Origin of the sequence: Lentibacillus halodurans (assembly GCF_900112045.1) — a bacterium.
GTDB classification, from domain to species: Bacteria; Bacillota; Bacilli; order Bacillales; family Amphibacillaceae; genus Lentibacillus; species Lentibacillus halodurans.
In genome coordinates, this window is the sequence record NZ_FOJW01000005.1 from 132,337 (window position 1) to 153,523 (window position 21,187).

A 21,187-nucleotide genomic window follows, 5' to 3' on the forward strand; every position below is an offset into this window, starting at 1 on the left:
TGTTACATTTTATAAAAGATGCTGCAGAAGGGAGTGACACCGTTGACCTACCGAACAAGATTCACATTGCTTGTCCTGCTCGACTCGATCATCGTCAGCACGGCCATTTTTATTGCCTCGTGGGTTGTGTACCCGTTTACGGAAGTCTTGCAGCTTGATGCCATCATTATTAGCGCGATTGCACTGCTCGTTTTTCATCATCTATTTGCGGCGGTCTACAAGCTGTACAACAAAGTCTGGGCATATGCGAGTGTCGGCGAATTGCTCGCGATTGTCAAAGCTATCACATTATCGATTATATCGGCAGGAATCGTGCAATATTTAACAAATGACTTCTTGTTATACAGCCGAGCGCTGGTTGTCACGTGGTTATTACATATTATCCTGATCGGCGGATCACGCTTCGTATGGCGTATCTACCGAGATCGCTATATATCTGCTTCAGGCAAGAAAAAACGCACAATGATTGTCGGCGCGGGTGCAGCCGGTGCGATGATTGCCCGCCAGCTGAAAAACGAACAGAATCAGACAGAACTGCAGCCGGTCGCTTTTGTCGATGATGATTTAACCAAGCAAAAAATGCAGATTTATGACATACCGGTGCTGGGCAAAGTGAGGGATATTCCGAAAATTGCCGAACGAAAAAACATCGACCATATTGTGATTGCGATCCCATCACTGGCCAATGGCGAACTGAACAAGATTATCGACGAGTGCAATCAGACTGCGGCCAAAGTTCAGATGATCCCGAAAATCGAGGATCTGATGACCGGTAAAGTCTCCGTCAGCCATCTGAAAAATGTCGAAGTTGAGGACTTGCTCGGACGCGATGCGGTTGAATTGGATATTGATTCAATTTCAGAGTACGTCACAGGCCATACGGTCATGGTCACCGGTGCCGGTGGATCGATCGGATCGGAATTGTGTCGCCAGCTAATGACATTCACACCCGGCAAAATTCTGCTTGTCGGTCACGGTGAATTCAGCGTTTATCAAATTGATATGGAACTGAAGGAAAAATACGATGATACCGATATCGAAATCATGCCGATTATCGGCGACGTGCAGGATCGTTACCGTATGTTTGAAATCGTGGATGCTTATCAGCCGAACATCATCTATCATGCTGCCGCGCACAAACACGTGCCGCTTATGGAATACAACCCGCACGAGGCGGTCAAAAACAATGTGATTGGTACGAAAAATGTCGCCGAAGCAGCCGATACGTATGGGGTTGATAAATTCGTACTCGTATCATCTGATAAAGCCGTGAAACCGACAAACATTATGGGTACTACCAAGCGACTGGCAGAAATGGTCATCCAGGACTTGAATCAGCAAAGCCGGACAAAATTTGTCGCTGTCCGGTTTGGTAATGTGCTCGGCAGCCGCGGCAGTGTCATTCCGTTGTTCAAAAAACAGATCGAGCGTGGCGGCCCAGTTACCGTAACTGATCCTGAAATGACACGCTACTTCATGACGATACCGGAAGCTTCACGATTGGTGATTCAGGCCGGTACACTTGCCAAAGGCGGGGAAATATTCGTTCTCGATATGGGAGAGCCGGTCAAAATTGTCGATCTCGCCCGAAATCTTATTAAACTATCAGGCCACACCGAAGAAGAGATTGGTATCGAATTCAGCGGTATTCGCCCAGGTGAGAAGATGTATGAGGAATTACTCAGTGATGATGAGGTTCATCCAGGTGAAGTTTATGAGAAGATTTATGTCGGACGGACGGTTGAAGTAGATGTATCACTTATCAATCGTTTGATAGATGATTTACATAACGTTGATGCTGAACGTTTGAAAGATAACATGATGCATATCGTTTATACTGAACAAACATTATTAACTGCTAAGGGTTCATAGAACTAATTAATGGAGGAGGATGAGAATGGCTAAAGTCAAAAAAGCAATCATTCCAGCTGCGGGTCTGGGCACTCGCTTCCTGCCAGCCACTAAAGCCATGCCGAAAGAAATGCTTCCGATCGTTGATAAACCGACAATTCAGTACATCGTCGAGGAAGCGATTCAATCGGGCATTGAAGATATTATTATTGTCACAGGTAAACATAAGCGTGCCATTGAAGACCATTTCGATAACAACTTTGAACTGGAAGACAACTTGATAAAAAAAGAAAAGTTAGATCTTCTGGAAAAGGTGAATCAAACATCAAATGTCGATATTCACTATATCCGTCAAAAAGATCCACAGGGACTTGGTCATGCCGTCTGGTGTGCACGAAAATTCATCGGAAACGATCCATTTGCCGTGTTGCTCGGGGATGATATTGTTGAGTCCGAAACACCCGGCTTAAAACAATTGGTCGAGCAGTATGAACAAACGGAGCGTTCGGTTGTCGGCGTACAGCAAGTGCCACATGACGAAACGCATCGTTACGGCATCGTTGATCCAAGTACTATTGAAGGCAGACGTTATAAAGTCGATCACTTTGTCGAAAAGCCTGCACAAGGCGAGGCACCGTCAAACTTGGCAATCATGGGCCGCTATGTGCTGACACCAGAAATCTTCAAACATCTTGATAAACATGAAATCGGTGCAGGCGGTGAAATCCAGTTGACTGACGCCATTCAAATGCTGAATCAGGAACAGGACGTCTATGCGTATGACTTTGAAGGGACACGGTTTGACGTTGGTGAGAAGTACGGTTTTATCAAAACAACGTTGGAGTACGCGCTGAAAGATCAGGATATTGGGGAAGATGTGGCAAAGCTGGTTGATGTGCTGGCTGCTAAGCAAGGTGTGAAAAATTAAAGAGAATGAGCAACTATGAATATATGACGGTGTCGGCTTTTTGAGTTTTGGCACCTTGCCTTCCGATACTAATCTGTTAGTGATTTAGCAGTTGATTGGATGAACATTTGTAATCCAATTAAATTCTAAACAACTAAGCATCTGGGAGCGTTATGATATGTATTTAAAAGTGAAACGCCTTGTCGATGTTTTACTGTCATTAATCGGGTTGATAATCTTATCGCCTGTGTTCCTGATACTTGTGATTGGCATTAAGCTCGATTCCAGGGGTCCGGTCTTATTTAAACAAAAACGGGTTGGCATCAACAAAATGTACTTTAATCTACTAAAATTTCGTACGATGCGAATCGATACACCAAAAGATACACCGACTCATCTATTAAAAGATCCTGAGCAATACATAACTAGAATGGGCAAATTCTTGAGAAAGACGTCACTTGATGAACTGCCACAGATTCTGAATATCCTTGGTGGCAGCATGAGTATTATCGGTCCCAGACCAGCATTATGGAATCAATACGATTTAATTGCTGAAAGAGAAAAGTACGGTGCTAATGATGTTTTTCCTGGCTTGACTGGATGGGCGCAAATTAAGGGCCGCGATGAGCTTCCGATTGATGTCAAAGCTCGTCTCGATGGTGAATACGTGCAAAACATCAGTTTCGGCTTTGATGCGAAATGCTTCTTCGGAACTTTCATCAGCGTTATTAAAGGTGATGGAGTTGTAGAAGGCGGGACAGGAGACGAAAAAGAAGCGGCAAGTGAGAAGGAGACTGTATCAAAGTGAAGCGTATATTGATAACAGGCGTTAATAGTTATGTCGGTAACAGTTTAGCGGAGTGGCTTAATAAAAAACCTGATCACTATACAGTTGATAAGATTAGTTTGAAAGATGGCTCCTGGCGAGATAAGGATTTTTCGAGATATGATGTGGTGGTGCATGTTGCGGGGATTGCTCATAAAAAAGAAACCAAGCAGAACGAGCACCTTTATTACAAAATAAACCGGGATTTGACGTTTCAAATTGCTCACAAGGCCAGGGGTGAAAACGTTGGTCAGTTTATATTCCTAAGCTCAATGAGTGTATATGGGTTAAATGAGGGAGTTATTGACGAAAATACGCCTTTAACTCCAACGAGTCATTATGGGAAATCAAAACTCCAGGCTGAAAAAGATATTGAGGCATTAACAACTGATAGCTTTAAAGTAGCTATTGTCCGTCCTCCGATGATTTACGGAAAAGGGTGCAAAGGTAATTATCAAAGATTAAGAAGTTTAGCTCTAAAAACGCCTGTTTTTCCGGATATAAATAATAAGCGTAGTATGATATATATTGATAATTTATGTGAGTTTATAAGAAATTTAATTGATAAGACTAAAAGTAACATATTTTGCCCCCAAAATCAGGAATACGTCAGAACGAGTGAAATGGTAAAACTGATTTCTAAAGAGCACGGTAAACGTCTGAAGTTAACAAGTTTATTTAATCGTAAAATTAACGCAATGAATATTGGTACAGTACAGAAGGTTTTCGGAGATTTGGTATACGCAGAACCACTTCAGGACTATAAAGAGATAGAAGCTTTGAATTTTATTGATTTCCAAAGATCAATAAAATTGACGGAGGAATAATATGAAACGAGTTATTATACTATCAAATCATCATGCGTATACTTATAACTTTCGTAAAGAGATAATCCAGAGGTTGATAAATGAAAACTATAAAGTATATGTAGTTCTGCCCTATGGTGAGAAAGTAGAATTTTTAAAAGAGATGGGCTGTGAATTTATAGATTTACCTCTTGATAGACGTGGTATGAACCCTGTTACAGATTCTAAATTAATTTTTAATTATTATAGGATTATAAAAAGGATTCAACCTGATGTCGTTTTATCCTATACTATAAAACCAAACGTTTATGGTGGAATAATTAGCCGAATACTCAAAGTACCCTTTTTTCCAAACATTACAGGACTGGGTAAAGCTGTAGAAAAGGAAAGTATGCTCCAAAAGATGTTGATTAAGCTTTATCGAGTAGCTTATAAAAAAGCCGGGTGTATTTTCTTTCAAAATGAAGAGAACTATAAATTCTTTAAAACAAAAAATATAAAAATAGGAAATCATCGTATTATACCAGGTTCTGGTGTGAATACAAATTTCTACCAATTATTGGATTATCCTTCAAATGATTTAATTGAATTTGTTTTTATATCCAGAATTATGAAGGAAAAAGGGATAGACCAATACCTTGAAGCAGCAAAATACATAAGGGAAAAATATCCAAACACAAGATTCCATGTGTTAGGATTCTGTGAAGATGATTATGAAGATGCACTTAATAGATTACAGGATGAGGGAATTATTCAGTATCACGGTATGCAAAATGATGTGGGGGAGTTTCACAAAATTTCTCATTGCACAATTCACCCCACATATTATCCAGAGGGGATGTCCAATGTCTTATTGGAAAGCGCCGCAAGCGGTCGTCCGATTATTACAACTAACCGCAGCGGGTGTAGGGAAATAGTTGATGATGGTGTCAATGGATATATTGTTGAACAGGAAAACACTCAAGATCTTATAGACAAAATTGAAATGTTTTTAAACCTTTCTCATGAAAAAAAAGAACAAATGGGTCGGGTTGGACGCAAAAAGGTAGAAAAAGAATTTGATCGTCAAATGGTTGTTGATGCTTATATGAAGGAAATACAGAAAAAAGTGTGAAAAATCGATATAAAAGTAATTTACAAGTAAAGGATAGAGATTGTCATGAAAGTCTTGCATGTAATAAATGCATTTACTGGTGGTGGAGCGGAAAAAATGTTACATGATACGCTCATTAATCAAAAAGCTCAAGGAATAGACGTAGATGTATTTCTTTTAAGTCAACAAAATAACCATTACCTAGATAATGTGAAATCTGCAGGGGTTCAAGTATATATTTCAACATATAAATCCCTCTATTTTCCCGGTCACATCAAAGAATTAAGAGAAATCATGTCTGGTGGCTATGATATTGTTCATGTCCATTTATTTCCTGCTTTATATTGGGTAGCCTTTGCAAGCTTATTTATTAAAAGTAATTTAAAGCTAGTGTATACTGAGCACAGTACTCATAATCGCCGTCGTAATAAATTTTATCTTAAATTTATTGAAACTTTTATTTACAGACAATATAAACGTATATTTTGTATCAGTGAAGCTACTGAGCAGAACCTTCACCAATGGGTTTCGGTTTCATCCAGGAAAACGGTAGTAGTTCCTAATGGTATTAATTTACAGGATTACACCGATGCTAAGCCATATAGTAAATCAGATTTGTTCTCTGATGTAAAAGAAAACGATAAATTTATCGTTATGGTAGCAAGATTTAGCCACCAGAAAGATCATGAAACGTTGATTAAGAGCTTAAATTATTTAGACAGTTCTTATAAAGTTTTGTTAGTTGGTGATGGGGAAAAAATTGAGGATGCTAGAACTTTAGCAAGTCTAGAGGGCGTGAACAAAAGTGTAGTATTTTTGGGTTTTAGAGAAGATATTCCTCAAATTTTAAAAACCGCAGATATTTTCGTGCTTTCATCACATTGGGAAGGATTTGGATTAGTTGCAGCGGAGGCAATGGCTTCTAGTTTACCGGTTTTAGTAAGTGATTTAACAGGATTACGTGATGTAGTAGGACGACAAGATATGACTTTTCCACCAGGTGATTCAGAAAAGTTAGCTAAGAAAATAAAAACTATTCTATTGGACGATGATAAATACAATGAACATATTAATTATGGTTTGCGACGTTCTAGAAAGTTTTCAATTGAATCAATGGTGAGTCAATTGAAAAAAGAGTATATTCACATTCAAATGTAAAAACGTAGGTATTACCCAAGGGGAATTATTAAATCAGTTATTTAACTATGGGCGTTATTTGTTTTATATTTTGTTGTTTAAACTTCTATACAAAGATAGTCTTGGGCAACTTATCAACTTACTTATTTTTTATACAAATAGATATGTGTTGAAATACTATTTTATCCAACAATTAAAGCTTTATTCAAAATATGGGGGATGATAGGAATGCTTACTTTATTAATTTTATTCTTTTATTAAAGAGGTTTAATTTTGTAAGTTAGTAAGTTTATAATTCTATGTTTTATCGATGCGTCTAATCAAACAGCAAGTGATTTAGAAAGAAGTGATAATTGTGTCCCCAAATTTTTTAGTAATAGGAGCTGAAAAATCAGCTACTACCTGGATATATAATCGTTTAAGTGAACACCCAAACGTATATTTACCTGCAACAAAAGAGATACATTTTTTTAACCAATTTGATTCAAACCTAAAAGAAGTTAATAATTATGAAAAGTTAGGTTTGAATTGGTATAAAAACTTTTTTCATCATTATAAAGGTGAAAAGGCAATTGGTGAAGTAACACCGATGTACTTATGTGATCCAAAGGCTCCATACAGAATTAAAAAATTACTTCCTGATGTTAAAATTATAGCTATATTAAGAAACCCAATTGATAGAGCATATTCACATTATTGGATGGCGAAACATAAAACACACACACAACTTACTTTCAAAGAAGCAATAGAAACAAACGACCCTAGGTTTGTACAAAGAGGTTTATATTATGACCAGTTACGTATTTTTTATAGCCTATTTCCAAAAGAGAACATTAAAGTAATTTTGTTTGAGGATATCCATGAAAATAATCAAGAAGTGCTTAGTAATTTGTATAACTTTTTAGGTGTTAGAAGCAGTTATGTTCCTGAAGGCCTTACTAACAAAGAAAATAGTTCTCAAAAACCTAAGAGTGTTGTGTTACATAGGTTAATAGCACTTTCTACAGTATTTTTTCGCACTAAACTGAAAATGGGATGGATGGTTGATGTATTTAAATCAACTGGTGTAGCCGACAAAATAAAAACATTAAACACCAAACAGGTAAAAAATGAAACAATGGATAGTGCTGATAGAAAGAGTTTAGAAGCGTATTATAAAGAATCAAATAAGAAATTAGAAAGATTATTACAAAGAAATTTAAATTGGTGAATAATAAAGAGGTGGCTGAATATGGTTTTACCTAATTTTTTAGGGTTAGGTGCTCAGCGAGCTGGAAGTACCTGGCTTTATAACCATCTGATTAATCATCCAGATATCTATATGCCATGTAAGCGAAAGGAGATACATTTTTTTGATCGATATTATGAAAAAGGTGTTAATTGGTATGAAGGGTTTTTCTATGATGGTTATAAAAACATTGGGGAAATTACCCCTAATTATTTATACGAACCAGAAATACCACTTAAAATTTATAATCTTATCCCCGAATGCAAGTTTATAGTTATTTTGAGAAATCCAGTAGATAGAGCATTTTCTCAATATCTATTAGCAGTTAGAGATAAGAATGAGAAAAGAGATTTCAAGATGTTTTTAAATAACAGATCAGATGTTTTTAAAAGAGGGCTTTATTTTGAGCAACTTGAAAGATATTTTTCCTACTTTGATAAAGAACAGTTTCTCATTTTAATATTTGAAGAGGTCATGGACGATCCTGATGAGGCATTAGGCAGAATTGGTGAATTTCTGAAAATAGACGGACGTGAATTTGATACATCACAAGTCGGAGAAAGAGTTAATGAATCATACAATGTAAAGTTCTCTAAACCGTATTCTATCGCTAAAAAATTGGGATCCAAACTAAGGGATAATGATATGGATTTAGTAGTGAATATAGCGAAGAATTTAAATATAAAAAAACTTTTTGGGAAAGAAAATAGTAAAATGACTTTAAGTGTAAAAGAAAAAAAGGAACTCTATTATCATTATAAGGTTGATATAGAGAAATTGGAACTATTATTAGACAAAAATTTAGCACTATGGAAAATGGAGTAAACTAATATTAAATCAATTTTGGATGGTGAGGTTATGCAACCTATTTTTATAATTGGAACACAACGCTCTGGAACATCTTGGCTTGCTAATACTATTTCAAACCATAGTCAAGTAGCTGCGGTTATAAACCATAAAGAAACTTATGAAGGTATTCATGAAAGTGCTTTTTTTTCCCATGTAAAATACCATTTTGGTGATCTGAACGATTTTAATAACTATGTAGAGTTTGTAGAATCATTTAAAAATAGTGATTACTTCAAGTTGCTGGGGTTAGATGATTCATTGTTATACAGCAGACATTTTCAAAGTTACGAAGAAATTTTTAATATGCTAATGAGTAATTATTGTGAGAAGGAAAAAAAAGATTTTTGGTTAGAAAAAACCCCTGCACATTCATTACATTTACAAGAAATATCCTCTTATTTTACAAACTGTAAATTTATAGCAGTGACACGTGATACATGTGATGTTCTAAGTTCATATTATAAATTAAAAGGCAATGGCAAAAATAAATTTTTTTTTATATTAAAAGAACTCTTTCGTATTACCGGCTATTACAAACATATAAACAAATTTGTTAAACACAAAAAGAATATTTACTGTATTACTTATAATGATTTGTTAAATAAACAAGATAAAACATTAAAAGAAATATGCGATTTTGTTTGTTTACCCTATGAAGTTAATATGAAAAACATTAAATTCAAAAAAAATAGTAGTTTTAAAAATAACTTAGAATCTAATAAGCTCTTTACCAAATTCGATATAGCGACGATATACCTTTTAAACAAAGTTTTTAGTGCGATACCATATGTTATCTTCAAAAAATTAAATACACTTCACATGAAATTGTTTCGAAGGAAGTTGCCATATTGGTTTTTTGATAAAAAAAGAAAAGAGATTCAAAATATTACAAAAGGGATTGGATTAAACAAGAATGAATATAATAGCAATTTTTAGCTCGAATAAAATAACTAATGGTGCTTCTAAAAGGTATATAGAATTATTAAGACAGCTTTCTGATAAAGGACATCAGATTACATTTATAGCTGAATCTGATATGGGATTAAAAAATATTGATCACATAAAAATTAGGACGCCGAAGGGGATTCTTCCAAAAAGGTTTGAATTGATAAAACAGGTATTATTTAATATCAAAAGAATAAAAACTGATACTAAAAATTCAGATTTTATTATGGTATTTGGTGAAACTAACATCTTAGCATCGATAATATTAAAAAAGCTTTTGAAAATACCCCTATATATTGGTATTAGATCAAATATTTATATTTCAAAAAAAATTAAAGTATATAAATCAGGGCTAGGCATTGGAAAAATTAAAAGTAAAAATAGTTTTTTATTAAAAGTATATATGAGCTTAGTTTTAAAATATGAACGATTCCTTTATAACAGAGCGAACGGAATAATTGTTCAAAATATGGATGATTATAATCATATATATGATTTAGTCAAACATGATAACATTAATATTATACCAAACAATTTAAATGTGAGCTGGATTGATAACAGTTATGCTAATTCAAACGATAGTACTGAATTAAAAAAAATAATATTTGTAGGTAGTTTAAACGAACGAAAAGGAATTCTATTTTTAGTTGAAGCTATTAATAAATTAATAATGGAAGGAAAAAAACTGGAATTGATTGTATTGGGAGATGGGCCACAACAAAAAGAGATTGAAACCTATATTGAAAAGCATAAATTAAAAAGCTTCGTAAAAATGTATGGCCATGTTAATGATCCAGCTTTTTATATAAGAAATTCTGATTTACTCGTAGTACCATCAATTTTTGATTCCTTTCCTAACGTGATACTAGAATCTTTGAATATTGGTACTCCTGTTATAGGAAGTGATATAGGTGGGATAAAAGTACAACTTGAATATAAAGAATTATTATTTCGTCCAGCAAGTGAAGAATCAATATATAATAAGTTAAAGTGGTTATTAGATAAGGAGAATTATATTATATGTAAAGGATTGTGTGAAGAAAGAAAAGAAATGTTTGTGTTTGATTGGGCCCAAGAATTTGAAAAGGTTTTTGACCTTTAATATAATTATCCGATATAAATATGTATCTTGAATGTACGTCTATATTACATAATCATAATAGTCAATTTTTGATCTGCTTTTTATACTATATATTGCGGTGGAGTTTATTATTAAGAATTTAGATATAATATACAAAGACAGAGGAAGTGAAGATATGATAAAGAATTATTTAACAATGCCATGACAATGTAAATCAAATATTGTAAATGTTATAAAAAATCTGAGGTGTAATTAGTTGTGCATATTTTGTTTGTTATTATAGCAGTCTGTGGATTATTATACATGTTACTTGCTAAACGATCTTTTGATTTTTTTTCAGTAGCCTATATAAGTGCATGTATATATTTTTTACCTGGATTTTTCGATTATACTTTAACACCTAGAACTTATAATACAAGTTTAAGGTACCAAGTTGATATACATAATGAAGTATACTTAATTATGATAATCTTACTTTCAACTATATGGATTGGTGCATTTTTTTTTGATAGAAGTTTAAGGAATAAAGCCAGAAATAGGATTTATAAAATTGAAGGAAGCCAATATTCTGCAGTTATAGCTACAGTTATTGCTGTATTGGGTTTTTTTCTTACGCTGTCAACAACAGGTGGTGCACTATTTTCGCCAGACAAACATGCAATGATGGAAGAGATTAATAGATTTTATAAAGTGTGGTATGTTGGCGCATCTGTAGGATCAGTCTTATCATTCACACAAAAAAAGTGGAAGCTTTTTGTGATATGTATTTTCTTGATTGGTTTTGACGTATTTATCGGACAAAGAGAATCTTTAGCAACAGTTATGATTAGTATAATTACTATTACTTTATTTAGTAAAGGTAAAGTTAGATTATTATTAAAACATTGGAAAGTCAGTTTAATTGGTTTGTTTTGTGGAACTTTTGTGTTTGTATATAAATATTTGTATAAAGCAATAAAACGTTTTGATTTGGAATATGTGATGGATAGTTTGACAAGTTGGGATTTTTATGTGAGAACAATATCAGAATCTGAGCCTTTTACAACACAACATATTTTGAATGAAGTAGTAAGACAAGATTTCACAGTTGAGATGAGTCATCTGGCTGATGTAATATACCAATTTATCATTTTTAGCTCACAATTAGGTGCTGAAACAACAACCTTTAATGATTTATTTCAGCCAGCTTTATTTCCAGATGCTCGTGCCGGTATGGCTCATAACTTTTGGGCACAAATGTGGAGTAGTGGCGGATGGTTACTACTAATTACTTCATTATTAATTTTTATTCTAATTATATCTATTGGGTCGTATTTTATTTATATTGCTGATCCAACATTAAAAGCTGGCCTCACTCTTTTCATGGCTTATTTATCATTTTATATCCATAGAACAGATTTAATGTGGTTTACTACAGTATCAAAGCGTGTTATTTTGCTTTTTTTATTCTGTCTCTTAGTGTCTATTGTTTTTTATGAGTTGGTTGTTAAATCCAAAAAACCAAATATTTAGTTTGATATCTAAGTTAGACCCCTGAAATTAAAATAAACATAATTCTGAAAACTAATCGAAATATTGTTTTATATAACTGAAATGGATGATAGAAAATTATAATAAGTGTAAGCAATAATACTTAAGATTAATGTGAAGGGCAGTAATTGTTGTGAATAGTAAAAGTTTTTTGAAAATAAGTGTCCAAGGTTTTAATTGGATGTTTTTGGGTAAGATAATACAATTTATTATGCAATTTATTGTTACTGTTGTATTAGCTAGACTTCTAACACCTACTGATTTTGGAATAATAGGGGCTGCAATAATTGTAATTACACTCGTTGAAGTTTTATCAATGGCAGGGGTAGGTCCAGCGATAGTTCAGAGAAGTCAGATTAAAACTGAACATCTCGGAACAGGCTTTACCATTGCTGTATTATTCAATTTTGTATTTTCAATAATTATATACTTTTGTTCGCCAATAATTGCTTCTTTCTTTAATATGGTTGATTTGAACCAAGTAATGAAAGTTATTTCAGTAATTTTCATAATTAGAGGTTTTGGTGTAGTTGCAGAATTTTTATTACAAAGAAATCTCAACTTTAAGACCTTAGCTCTAATAAATATGGGATCTTATTTTACATATAGTTTTATTGGTATTATTCTTGCAAGTTTTGGTTTTGGTGTTTGGTCATTGGTTTTTGCACAATTGTCGCAAAAACTTACCAGTACTGTCTTATTTATTTTTTGTCAACCACATAATAAACATTTCAAGATATATATAAAGGAAGCTAAGGAACTATTGTACTTTGGTGGAGGGATGATATTAGCAAAGGGGTTTAATCAACTGGCTTTACAAGGTGATAATTTGGTGATTGGTAGAACTTTAGGTTCAGAAGCATTAGGATTTTATTCAAGAGCTTACCAACTGATGGTAATGCCTGCAAATTTATTTGGTCAAGTAATGGATAAAGTATTATTCCCTGTGATGTCTAAATTTCAGGATGATAACGAAAGGTTAACAAAGTGGTTTTTGTCTGCATTATCATTATTAACTGTGTTCATCTCTCCTATAATGATACTATTTTTGATCTATACGGAAAACATTGTTGTAACTTTATTAGGAGTTCAATGGCTAGAAATTATTTTACCATTGAAAATTCTTTCTATAGGCTTATTATTTCGTATAAGTTACAAAATTAGTGACTCATTAGTAAGAGCTAAAGGAGCAGTTTATAAAAGGGCTAATATTCAGTTTGTTTATGCCTTTTTAGTTATTTTTGGAGCATACTTAGGTCATTTTTGGGGAGTAACTGGAGTCGCTGTTACTGTAACTATCGCATTAAGTATTAATTATTTTCTAATGACATATCTAGCTATGAAATTGCTGAATTCTAAATGGTTTTGGCTTCTCAAGCAATATTATAAACCGTTTATATTATTTATAGTTGTACTATGTTTATTCAAATTCATAAAAGAGAGCAATGTTTTGTTAACTAATAATACATCTTTAGAATTAGTCATAGCAGGAATAATAATATTTTTATTTTATTTATTGTTAGTTGCATTTACTCCTCAGTTATTATTAGACAGTAATTCAACAAAATTATTAAATAGAATTAAATATAAGACAAGTGTTTTTAAATAAAGATAGATAACCATAAATTTTTAATATTAACTTTATAAGGAGCATGTTAATATGCAACAGCAGGTATTTATAGGTGGTTGTGATAGAAGTGGCACAACATTTTCAGGGTCATTATTAGGCGGACATTCAAGTTGCTTGTGCACTCCTGAGTCTCAATTTAAAACTGATGTTCTCAGAAGAGGCTTAGAAGATGGAGATAAACAACTAGAGTATATTATTAAACACTGGAGATTCAAAATTTGGGGGGTAAAACTCAAAAATAGTCAAGCGCTTAATTATGATGAGGTTATAAATGATATTGTAAGTGAGTATGCAAGTTTAGTTGATAAGAAGAATTTCAATATATGGGTCGATCACACGCCGAATAACATACAGAACTTATGTCTGTTGAACCAAAAATTCCCAAATTCTAAATTTATTCATATTATTCGGGATGGAAGGGCTGTTGCAGCCTCTGTAATTCCTTTAGATTGGGGACCAAATACAATTGAAGAAGCGGCTCATTTTTGGAATGAAAAAGTCTCATTTGGTTTAGCTGCTGAAAAATTTTTTGGGTCTGACAAGCTTTTAACAGTTCACTATGAAAATATAGTGGCAAATCCTGAAAAAGTGTTAAAGAAAATATGTAATTTTTTGAATATAGATTTTCAATACAATATGCTGTCCGGAAATGGGTTTAAATTACCTTCTTACACTAATACTCAACACAGATTAATAGGAAGTAAGCCTTCTACAAAACGGATTAACTCATGGGAGCAAAATCTTTCGAAAGATGAAATTGCAATGTTTGAAAATATATCAAAAGACCTTTTATCCTACTTGGGTTATAGACAAAAAAAATATTATTACATACCTTCAAGAAAAGATCGGTTATTCTCATACTGTAAAAAAGTTTCAAGATCTTTTCTTAATCGATATAGAAGAAAGAAAAGAATTAATAATTCTTTAAAGGGAGCTGAATCACATAGTGAAAACAATAACTAAGGAGAACTTTTATCTGAAAATTGAGGAACATAAAAAGTAGTAAAAATGGATCTAAGGTTAGATGGTGAGAATAATGTACAATGTTTATTATGCAAGTGTCCAAATAATATATATCTTAGTCGACCAGTAAGAGAACTTTAGGAAGTAAATATCCTGTTGGGAGGAAAAAATGCTTAATAAAATTTTTTACAACTATCTATTCTTTATTAGCATAGCTATTCTTGAAGTTCTTTACATTAATTCCATTTATATTGTGGTTTTAACAATTCCGCAATTACATATTTATAATTCGATATCCAAAAATCAATTAAAAATTATATAGTTTTATTGTGATTGAATAATTACATTTTTTTAAAATAATAGCTTTTATGATAATCCGATCTAGTTATTTTGTGGATCGTTAGGATATCTATCGTAACTTACTTAAAGGTTGGTTATACTTGCGTAAGTTATTAAAATAAGTTAAATCTAAAATAAATTAGAGGAGAAAGTTGCATGAGCAAAAATATATTAAACACAAATAACAACCTCCTTGTTACTGGCACTGCCGGTTTCATAGGCTACTACCTATCCAAAAAACTACTAGACCAAGGCTACACAGTAATCGGGATGGACAATCTCAATGATTATTATGACGTCTATCTGAAACAAACACGCCTGGATCAGCTGCAGTTATATGATTCATTCACCTTTATAAAAGGCGATATCTCAGACAAAATGATTGTCAATGAGCTGTTTGCTGAGTATAAGCCGGATATTGTTGTGAATATGGCCGCACAGGCCGGTGTCCGATATTCAATTGATAACCCGGATGTCTATATCCAAAGCAATCTTATTGGTTTCTACAATATCCTGGAAGCGTGCCGCCACTATCCAGTTGAACATTTAATCTATGCGTCGTCCAGTTCGGTGTATGGCGCGAACAAGAAAGTGCCTTTTGAGGAGAAGGATTTTGTCGATAATCCCGTATCCCTGTATGCATCAACCAAGAAGTCGAATGAACTGATGGCGCATACCTACAGTCATTTGTACAACATTCCGGCAACCGGCCTGCGTTTCTTTACCGTTTATGGGCCAATGGGACGTCCGGATATGGCGTATTTTGGTTTCACGGATAAATATTTCGCCGGCGAGCCGATCAAGATCTTCAATGACGGCGATTTTGAGAATGATTTGTATCGTGATTTCACCTACATAGATGACATTGCCATCGGTCTGGAACGACTTCTGAGAAATCCACCTGAGGCAGCAGACGGCGCACCGCATCGTATCTTTAACATTGGCAACAACAGGCCCGAGAAACTGATGAGCTTCATCGGAGCGCTGGAAAGAGCGTTAAGTAATGCATTGGGTCGTGGCGTGGAATTCAATAAAATCTATGAACCAATCAAACCTGGTGATGTCCCGGCAACCTATGCATCAACCGATTTACTCTATCAGGCCGTCGGATTTAAACCGGAGACTTCCATTGAAGACGGACTCCAGAAATTCGCCGATTGGTATGTTGATTATTATCAAGTGAAATAACCGATTTTTGGACAATAGTGTTAAAAATGTAAATTAGTTTCTTATCTACAGAGTTGCTTGTTTATGGAATTAAAAGCTTGTAAAGGAGGATTTTGAATGTACAAAATTGCAGTAGCTGGAACAGGATATGTCGGCTTGGTTGCTGGTGTTACATTTGCTGAAGTGGGGCATCATGTTACGTGTGTTGATATAGACGAAGAAAAAGTAAAGCTGATGAAGTCCGGTGTATCACCAATCTATGAAGTGGGATTGGACGAGTTGATGCAGAAAAATTATGCTGCGGGAAGATTAGATTATACTACCGATTACGAATCAGCCTATAAAGATGCAGATGCCATTTTTCTTGGAGTAGGCACTCCCGAACAAGCTGATGGATCCGCCAATCTTTCCTATATTGCCACCGTTGCAAGACAGGTTGCAGAAACGATTGAAAAGGACTGCTTAGTTGTCGTGAAGTCAACTGTACCAGTGGGCACAAATGATAAAGTACAGCAGTTTATTCAAGACTTTTTAATTCATGATGTGAAGGTTGAAGTAGCTTCCAACCCTGAATTCCTTTCACAAGGATCCGCAGTTCATGACACCATGCATGCAGCAAGAATTATTATCGGTACCGAAAGTAAATGGGCAGAAGATCGTTTAATGGAAATCTATGAACCTTTCCAATTGCCTATTGTATCAGTTAATAGACGATCAGCCGAAATGATTAAGTACGCATCAAATGACTTCCTGGCACTGAAAATTTCTTATATGAATGATATCGCCAATTTGTGCGAATTAGTTGGAGCAGACGTGCAGGATGTCGCCCGAGGTATGAGTTTTGATGAACGCATTGGCAGTAAATTCCTGAACGCCGGTATCGGATTTGGTGGTTCATGTTTCCCTAAGGATACTAAAGCTCTGGATTACATTGCCCGGCAAAACGGATACGAACTAAAAACGATCAAAGCAGCTATTGATGTGAATAAAGATCAAAAAACAGCCCTATATAAAAAGGCAAGCAAACGGCTTATTACATTTAGCGGTCTGAAGGTGGCCGTATTAGGCCTGACATTCAAACCCGGAACAGATGATTTACGGGAAGCACCATCACTTGATAATGTACCTCTATTACTGGAACAAGGTGCAGACATCTATGCTTACGATCCAGTAGGGGCAGAGCACTTTGCTAAATTCTATCCAGAAGGAAGAAACGGCAACGGAAGTATTACGTATGTATCTAATGTAGAACAGGCACTAAAAGATGGAAATGTTTGCTTCGTTTTTACTGAATGGGGTGAAGTGAAGGCTGTAACTCCTGAAATGTACAAAAACCTAATGCGAACACCATTAATATATGATGGAAGAAATATTTATAGTGTAGATGATATGAAAGAAGTAGGTGTGGAATATTATTCGATCGGAAGGCAAGCTGTGAGCAGGTCACATGTTAATGAGTCGGAGATGATAAAATTGCAAACTAGTCGATACTAAATTCGTTACCAAAAATCTGTGGATTCTCAGATCTGTCTTAAGCACATTTTAAACTGAAAAACTTAGAGTCTCGTTTTTGTATGGTTTTATCCGAATTTTGCAATAATTGTTAAACGTTAGTACCCGAAGTAAGTCCATTTTGAAACTCCATTCACTTTTGGTTATTGTTTTTTAAAGGTGAAGTAATGATTAATATCGATATTACAAATCACACTACCAAATGTGCTGATAGGATTTTGACAATTATTTTTATTCTGATGAAAAGTGTTAGAAGAGGTCGAACCTTGTGATATAATAGGCTATCAGAATAGTATTTAGGAGGTTATAGGTATGGTAAATCAACCACACGGCCGAAGATTAATCAGCCGAGAGTTAACTGGACAGGAACGTGAACAGGCCATCAGGAATGCCGAGAAGCTGCAATCATTAACGGTGAATTCCTGGGTGGTTTCTGATATAGAATTGATTGGTATTGGCGGTTTCAGTCCGCTGACAGGGTTTATGGGGCAGGCTGATTATGACAGTGTTGTCACCAATACCCGGCTTGCTGACGGCACAATCTGGAGCATTCCGATTACACTGCCGGTAACCGAAGAACAGGCTAAAACCTTTAATATTGGTGAACAAATTGCCCTTAAAGGGGAAGATGGCATCATTTATGGAACAATCACATTAGAAGAAAAGTATACATATGACAAAGAGAAGGAAGCGCAAAATGTTTATGGCACGACAGAAGAGGCCCATCCCGGCGTGAAGAAAATTTATGAAAAAGGGAATGTCTATCTGGGTGGATCGATTGCGCTGCTCAATCGTCCGGATCACAGTCAGTTTGAAGCGTATTACATGGATCCGGCTGAAACACGTCAAATGTTCGATGATCTGGGCTGGAATACAATTGTTGGCTTTCAGACCCGCAACCCGGTCCATCGTGCGCATGAACATATCCAAAAGACGGCGCTGGAGGCGGTTGATGGTTTGCTGCTGAACCCGCTTGTCGGCCAAACGAAATCTGATGATATTCCGGCGGATGTCCGAATGGAAAGCTATGAAACGATTCTAAAAAACTACTATGTGCATGATCGTGTCCGTCTGGTTATTTATCCGGCTGCGATGCGTTATGCGGGACCGAAAGAAGCCATTCTGCATGCGATTGTCCGTAAAAACTATGGCTGCACACATTTCATTGTAGGGCGTGACCATGCCGGTGTTGGTGATTACTATGGAACGTATGATGCACAGAAGCTGATTGCACAGTATGAAGAGGAATTGGGCATCCAAATTTTCAAATTTGAACATGCCTTCTACTGCACGGTTTGTGAAAATATGGCTTCCGCCAAAACATGTCCGCATGATCAAGAAAATCATGTGCACCTGAGCGGTACAAAGGTACGTGAACTGCTCCGCAATGGTGAGCGTCCGCCAAAAGAATTTTCACGTCCGGAAGTTGCTGATGTGCTCATCAAGGGAATGAAACAAAACTAACAGAGGATGTTCAAAAAGATCGATTTAACCGCTTTTTGAACACGCACTAAAAGGGGATCTGATATCCCATGACGTTTGAGATGTTGTTTGTCCTGATACTAATTGTGGCCATGCTTGCCGGGCTGATTTTGGAAGTGGCCCGGCCTGACATGGTTATTTTTTCAGCATTGGTTCTATTGCTGCTGTCCGGTATCCTGACGGTTGACGAGGCATTAAGCGGTTTTTCCAATGAGGGAATGCTTACGGTTGCTTTATTGTTCATCGTGGCAGGGGCCGTTCAGAAAAGCGGTCTGATTGATCGGATGATGCAAACATGGCTTCAGAACAGTAAAACACAAACTGATTCGATGCTTCGCTTTTTTGTACCGACGTCGATGTTTTCCGCTTTTTTAAATAATACGCCCATCGTCGTGACGTTTACGCCGATCATTAAAAATTGGTGTGAAGAACGGGGAATTGCCCCTTCCAAATTTTTAATCCCATTGTCCTATGTCACGATTTTGGGCGGAACCATCACGTTAATGGGAACGTCTACAAATCTTGTCGTTCACGGCATGATGCTGGACTTTGGTTTAGAGGGCTTCTCCTTATTTACACCGGCTGTTGTTGGTATACCGGCTGTCCTGATCGGATTGATTTATTTATTTACGATCGGGACGAAACTTTTGCCGGACAACAAAGGCTTCAGCCAGCGCATTAAAGAAGACTCCAAAGAATATATCGCTGAAATGCAGGTAATGCCCCATTTCCCGCATATTGATGAAAGTGTTAAACGTGCCGGATTACGTGATTTAAAAGGTCTTTATTTAATTGAGATCATGCGTGGTGATGAGCGTATTTCACCCGTCAAATCAACAACGCTCATTCATGCGGGCGACCGCTTGATCTTTACCGGTCTGATTTCCACCATTGCGGATTTGCAAAAAATAAAGGGATTGCAGCTGGAAACAGGCACGAACATCGACCTGGATGATTTGAAAAACGGGACGACCAACTTGGTGGAAGCCGTCGTCTCGGATCAATCCTTACTACTGTCAAAGTCAATAAAACAATCTCAGTTCCGCTCTCGGTACGATGCAGGTGTCATTGCGGTGCACCGGAACAATGAACGTATTAATAGTAAAGTTGGGGATATTGTTTTGAAACCCGGGGATTCGTTATTACTGTTGGCGGGGACGGATTTTGTTGAAAAATATCAGCAGTCGAATGACTTTTTTGTCGTCTCATCGTTGGACACACCAGCATCACTGAATCAGAGTCCCGCGAAAGGATGGTTTTCCATTGCCGTCCTGCTGGTGATGATTATGATGGTTACACTAGGATGGCTGAGCATGTTCAAGGCCATGGCGGTGGCTGTATTGATTTTCCTGATTACAAAAATGATGACCCCGGAAGAAGCCAAGAAATATGTTCACTTTAATGTATTATTGCTGATTGCCAGTGCGCTGGGGATAGGTGTCGCCATGCGAAAGACAGGTCTTGCGGAATGGGTTGCAGGAGGCTTGCTGGATGTTGGCGAGCCTTTGGGATTAATGGCCATGCTGTTTATCATGTATATCCTGACCAATGTGTTCACCGAATTGATTACCAACAGTGCAGCAGCTGTTATCATGCTGCCGATTGGCATTGAAATGGCACAGACACTTTCGCTTAATCCAACAGGGTTTGCGGTGTTGATTGCGATGGCCGCCTCGGCAAGCTTCATGACGCCAATTGGTTATCAGACCAATTTGATTGTTTATGGCCCCGGCGGGTACCAGTTTACCGATTACGTCAAAGTAGGGCTTCCGCTTAGTCTATTCGTGATGATCACATCTGTTTTGATTATTTATTATGTATGGTTTTAGGAGGAATCGTTG

Annotated in this window: 17 protein-coding genes; all 17 read left to right on the plus strand. The window is 35.9% G+C overall.

The window, feature by feature from the left end; all coding sequences use genetic code 11:
* Positions 1–42 precede the first annotated feature (42 nt).
* Positions 43–1,872 carry a polysaccharide biosynthesis protein gene (locus BM195_RS07540; RefSeq protein WP_090236026.1) on the plus strand — a complete coding sequence of 610 codons (1,830 nt, stop codon included), beginning with the start codon at positions 43–45 and terminating at the stop codon, positions 1,870–1,872.
* 25 nt (positions 1,873–1,897) lie between these two features.
* Positions 1,898–2,779, plus strand: coding sequence for a UTP--glucose-1-phosphate uridylyltransferase GalU (galU, locus tag BM195_RS07545; RefSeq protein WP_090236028.1), 882 nt, complete (start codon positions 1,898–1,900; stop codon positions 2,777–2,779).
* Between the two features lie 157 nt (positions 2,780–2,936).
* A complete protein-coding gene (locus BM195_RS07550; RefSeq protein ID WP_090236031.1) occupies positions 2,937–3,566 on the plus strand; it encodes a sugar transferase in 630 nt (209 codons plus the stop codon).
* A complete protein-coding gene (locus BM195_RS07555; RefSeq protein WP_090236033.1) occupies positions 3,563–4,411 on the plus strand; it encodes an NAD-dependent epimerase/dehydratase family protein in 849 nt (282 codons plus the stop codon). The genes BM195_RS07550 and BM195_RS07555 overlap by 4 nt, the downstream gene beginning before the upstream one ends.
* A gap of 1 nt (position 4,412) precedes the next feature.
* Positions 4,413–5,504, plus strand: coding sequence for a glycosyltransferase family 4 protein (locus BM195_RS07560; protein WP_090236035.1), 1,092 nt, complete (start codon positions 4,413–4,415; stop codon positions 5,502–5,504).
* A 45-nt stretch (positions 5,505–5,549) separates the two neighbouring features.
* A complete protein-coding gene (locus BM195_RS07565; RefSeq protein WP_090236038.1) occupies positions 5,550–6,641 on the plus strand; it encodes a glycosyltransferase in 1,092 nt (363 codons plus the stop codon).
* Positions 6,642–6,975: 334 nt separating this feature from the next.
* Positions 6,976–7,830 carry a sulfotransferase family protein gene (locus BM195_RS07570; protein ID WP_170848189.1) on the plus strand — a complete coding sequence of 285 codons (855 nt, stop codon included), beginning with the start codon at positions 6,976–6,978 and terminating at the stop codon, positions 7,828–7,830.
* Positions 7,831–7,851: 21 nt separating this feature from the next.
* Positions 7,852–8,673, plus strand: a complete 822-nt coding sequence (locus BM195_RS07575) for a sulfotransferase family protein (RefSeq protein WP_090236045.1) — start codon at positions 7,852–7,854, stop codon at positions 8,671–8,673.
* Positions 8,674–8,706: 33 nt separating this feature from the next.
* Positions 8,707–9,633 (plus strand): sulfotransferase family protein, encoded by a 927-nt coding sequence (locus BM195_RS07580; protein WP_090236048.1) that lies wholly within the window; start codon positions 8,707–8,709, stop codon positions 9,631–9,633.
* Positions 9,611–10,744, plus strand: coding sequence for a glycosyltransferase family 4 protein (locus BM195_RS07585; RefSeq protein ID WP_090236051.1), 1,134 nt, complete (start codon positions 9,611–9,613; stop codon positions 10,742–10,744). Before BM195_RS07580 ends, BM195_RS07585 begins: the two co-directional genes overlap by 23 nt.
* A 282-nt stretch (positions 10,745–11,026) precedes the next feature.
* On the plus strand, positions 11,027–12,235 hold the full coding sequence (locus BM195_RS07590) for a hypothetical protein (protein ID WP_139223984.1): 1,209 nt from the start codon (positions 11,027–11,029) through the stop codon (positions 12,233–12,235).
* Between the two features lie 151 nt (positions 12,236–12,386).
* Complete coding sequence (locus BM195_RS07595; RefSeq protein WP_090236056.1) at positions 12,387–13,862, plus strand: lipopolysaccharide biosynthesis protein; 1,476 nt, start codon at positions 12,387–12,389, stop codon at positions 13,860–13,862.
* 51 nt (positions 13,863–13,913) lie between these two features.
* Positions 13,914–14,846: a sulfotransferase family protein gene (locus tag BM195_RS07600; protein WP_090236059.1), complete on the plus strand. Its 933-nt coding sequence runs from the start codon at positions 13,914–13,916 to the stop codon at positions 14,844–14,846.
* 495 nt (positions 14,847–15,341) lie between these two features.
* Positions 15,342–16,373: an NAD-dependent epimerase/dehydratase family protein gene (locus BM195_RS07605; RefSeq protein ID WP_090236061.1), complete on the plus strand. Its 1,032-nt coding sequence runs from the start codon at positions 15,342–15,344 to the stop codon at positions 16,371–16,373.
* A gap of 96 nt (positions 16,374–16,469) precedes the next feature.
* Positions 16,470–17,846 (plus strand): UDP-glucose dehydrogenase family protein, encoded by a 1,377-nt coding sequence (locus BM195_RS07610; RefSeq protein ID WP_090236064.1) that lies wholly within the window; start codon positions 16,470–16,472, stop codon positions 17,844–17,846.
* A 330-nt stretch (positions 17,847–18,176) separates the two neighbouring features.
* Entirely contained in the window at positions 18,177–19,328 is a 1,152-nt protein-coding gene (gene sat / locus BM195_RS07615; RefSeq protein WP_090236068.1) for a sulfate adenylyltransferase, read from the plus strand.
* A gap of 68 nt (positions 19,329–19,396) precedes the next feature.
* Entirely contained in the window at positions 19,397–21,175 is a 1,779-nt protein-coding gene (locus tag BM195_RS07620; protein WP_090236070.1) for an SLC13 family permease, read from the plus strand.
* Positions 21,176–21,187: the final 12 nt, after the last annotated feature.

Coding starts and splice junctions, on each gene's coding strand:
- galU (WP_090236028.1), top strand. CDS start 1,898: ATGGCTAAAGTCAAAAAAGCAATCATTCCAGCTGCGGGTCTGGGCACT.
- BM195_RS07550 (WP_090236031.1), top strand. CDS start 2,937: ATGTATTTAAAAGTGAAACGCCTTGTCGATGTTTTACTGTCATTAATC.
- BM195_RS07560 (WP_090236035.1), top strand. CDS start 4,413: ATGAAACGAGTTATTATACTATCAAATCATCATGCGTATACTTATAAC.
- BM195_RS07565 (WP_090236038.1), top strand. CDS start 5,550: ATGAAAGTCTTGCATGTAATAAATGCATTTACTGGTGGTGGAGCGGAA.
- BM195_RS07575 (WP_090236045.1), top strand. CDS start 7,852: ATGGTTTTACCTAATTTTTTAGGGTTAGGTGCTCAGCGAGCTGGAAGT.
- BM195_RS07580 (WP_090236048.1), top strand. CDS start 8,707: ATGCAACCTATTTTTATAATTGGAACACAACGCTCTGGAACATCTTGG.
- BM195_RS07585 (WP_090236051.1), top strand. CDS start 9,611: ATGAATATAATAGCAATTTTTAGCTCGAATAAAATAACTAATGGTGCT.
- BM195_RS07590 (WP_139223984.1), top strand. CDS start 11,027: ATGTTACTTGCTAAACGATCTTTTGATTTTTTTTCAGTAGCCTATATA.
- BM195_RS07600 (WP_090236059.1), top strand. CDS start 13,914: ATGCAACAGCAGGTATTTATAGGTGGTTGTGATAGAAGTGGCACAACA.
- BM195_RS07605 (WP_090236061.1), top strand. CDS start 15,342: ATGAGCAAAAATATATTAAACACAAATAACAACCTCCTTGTTACTGGC.
- BM195_RS07610 (WP_090236064.1), top strand. CDS start 16,470: ATGTACAAAATTGCAGTAGCTGGAACAGGATATGTCGGCTTGGTTGCT.
- sat (WP_090236068.1), top strand. CDS start 18,177: ATGGTAAATCAACCACACGGCCGAAGATTAATCAGCCGAGAGTTAACT.
- BM195_RS07620 (WP_090236070.1), top strand. CDS start 19,397: ATGACGTTTGAGATGTTGTTTGTCCTGATACTAATTGTGGCCATGCTT.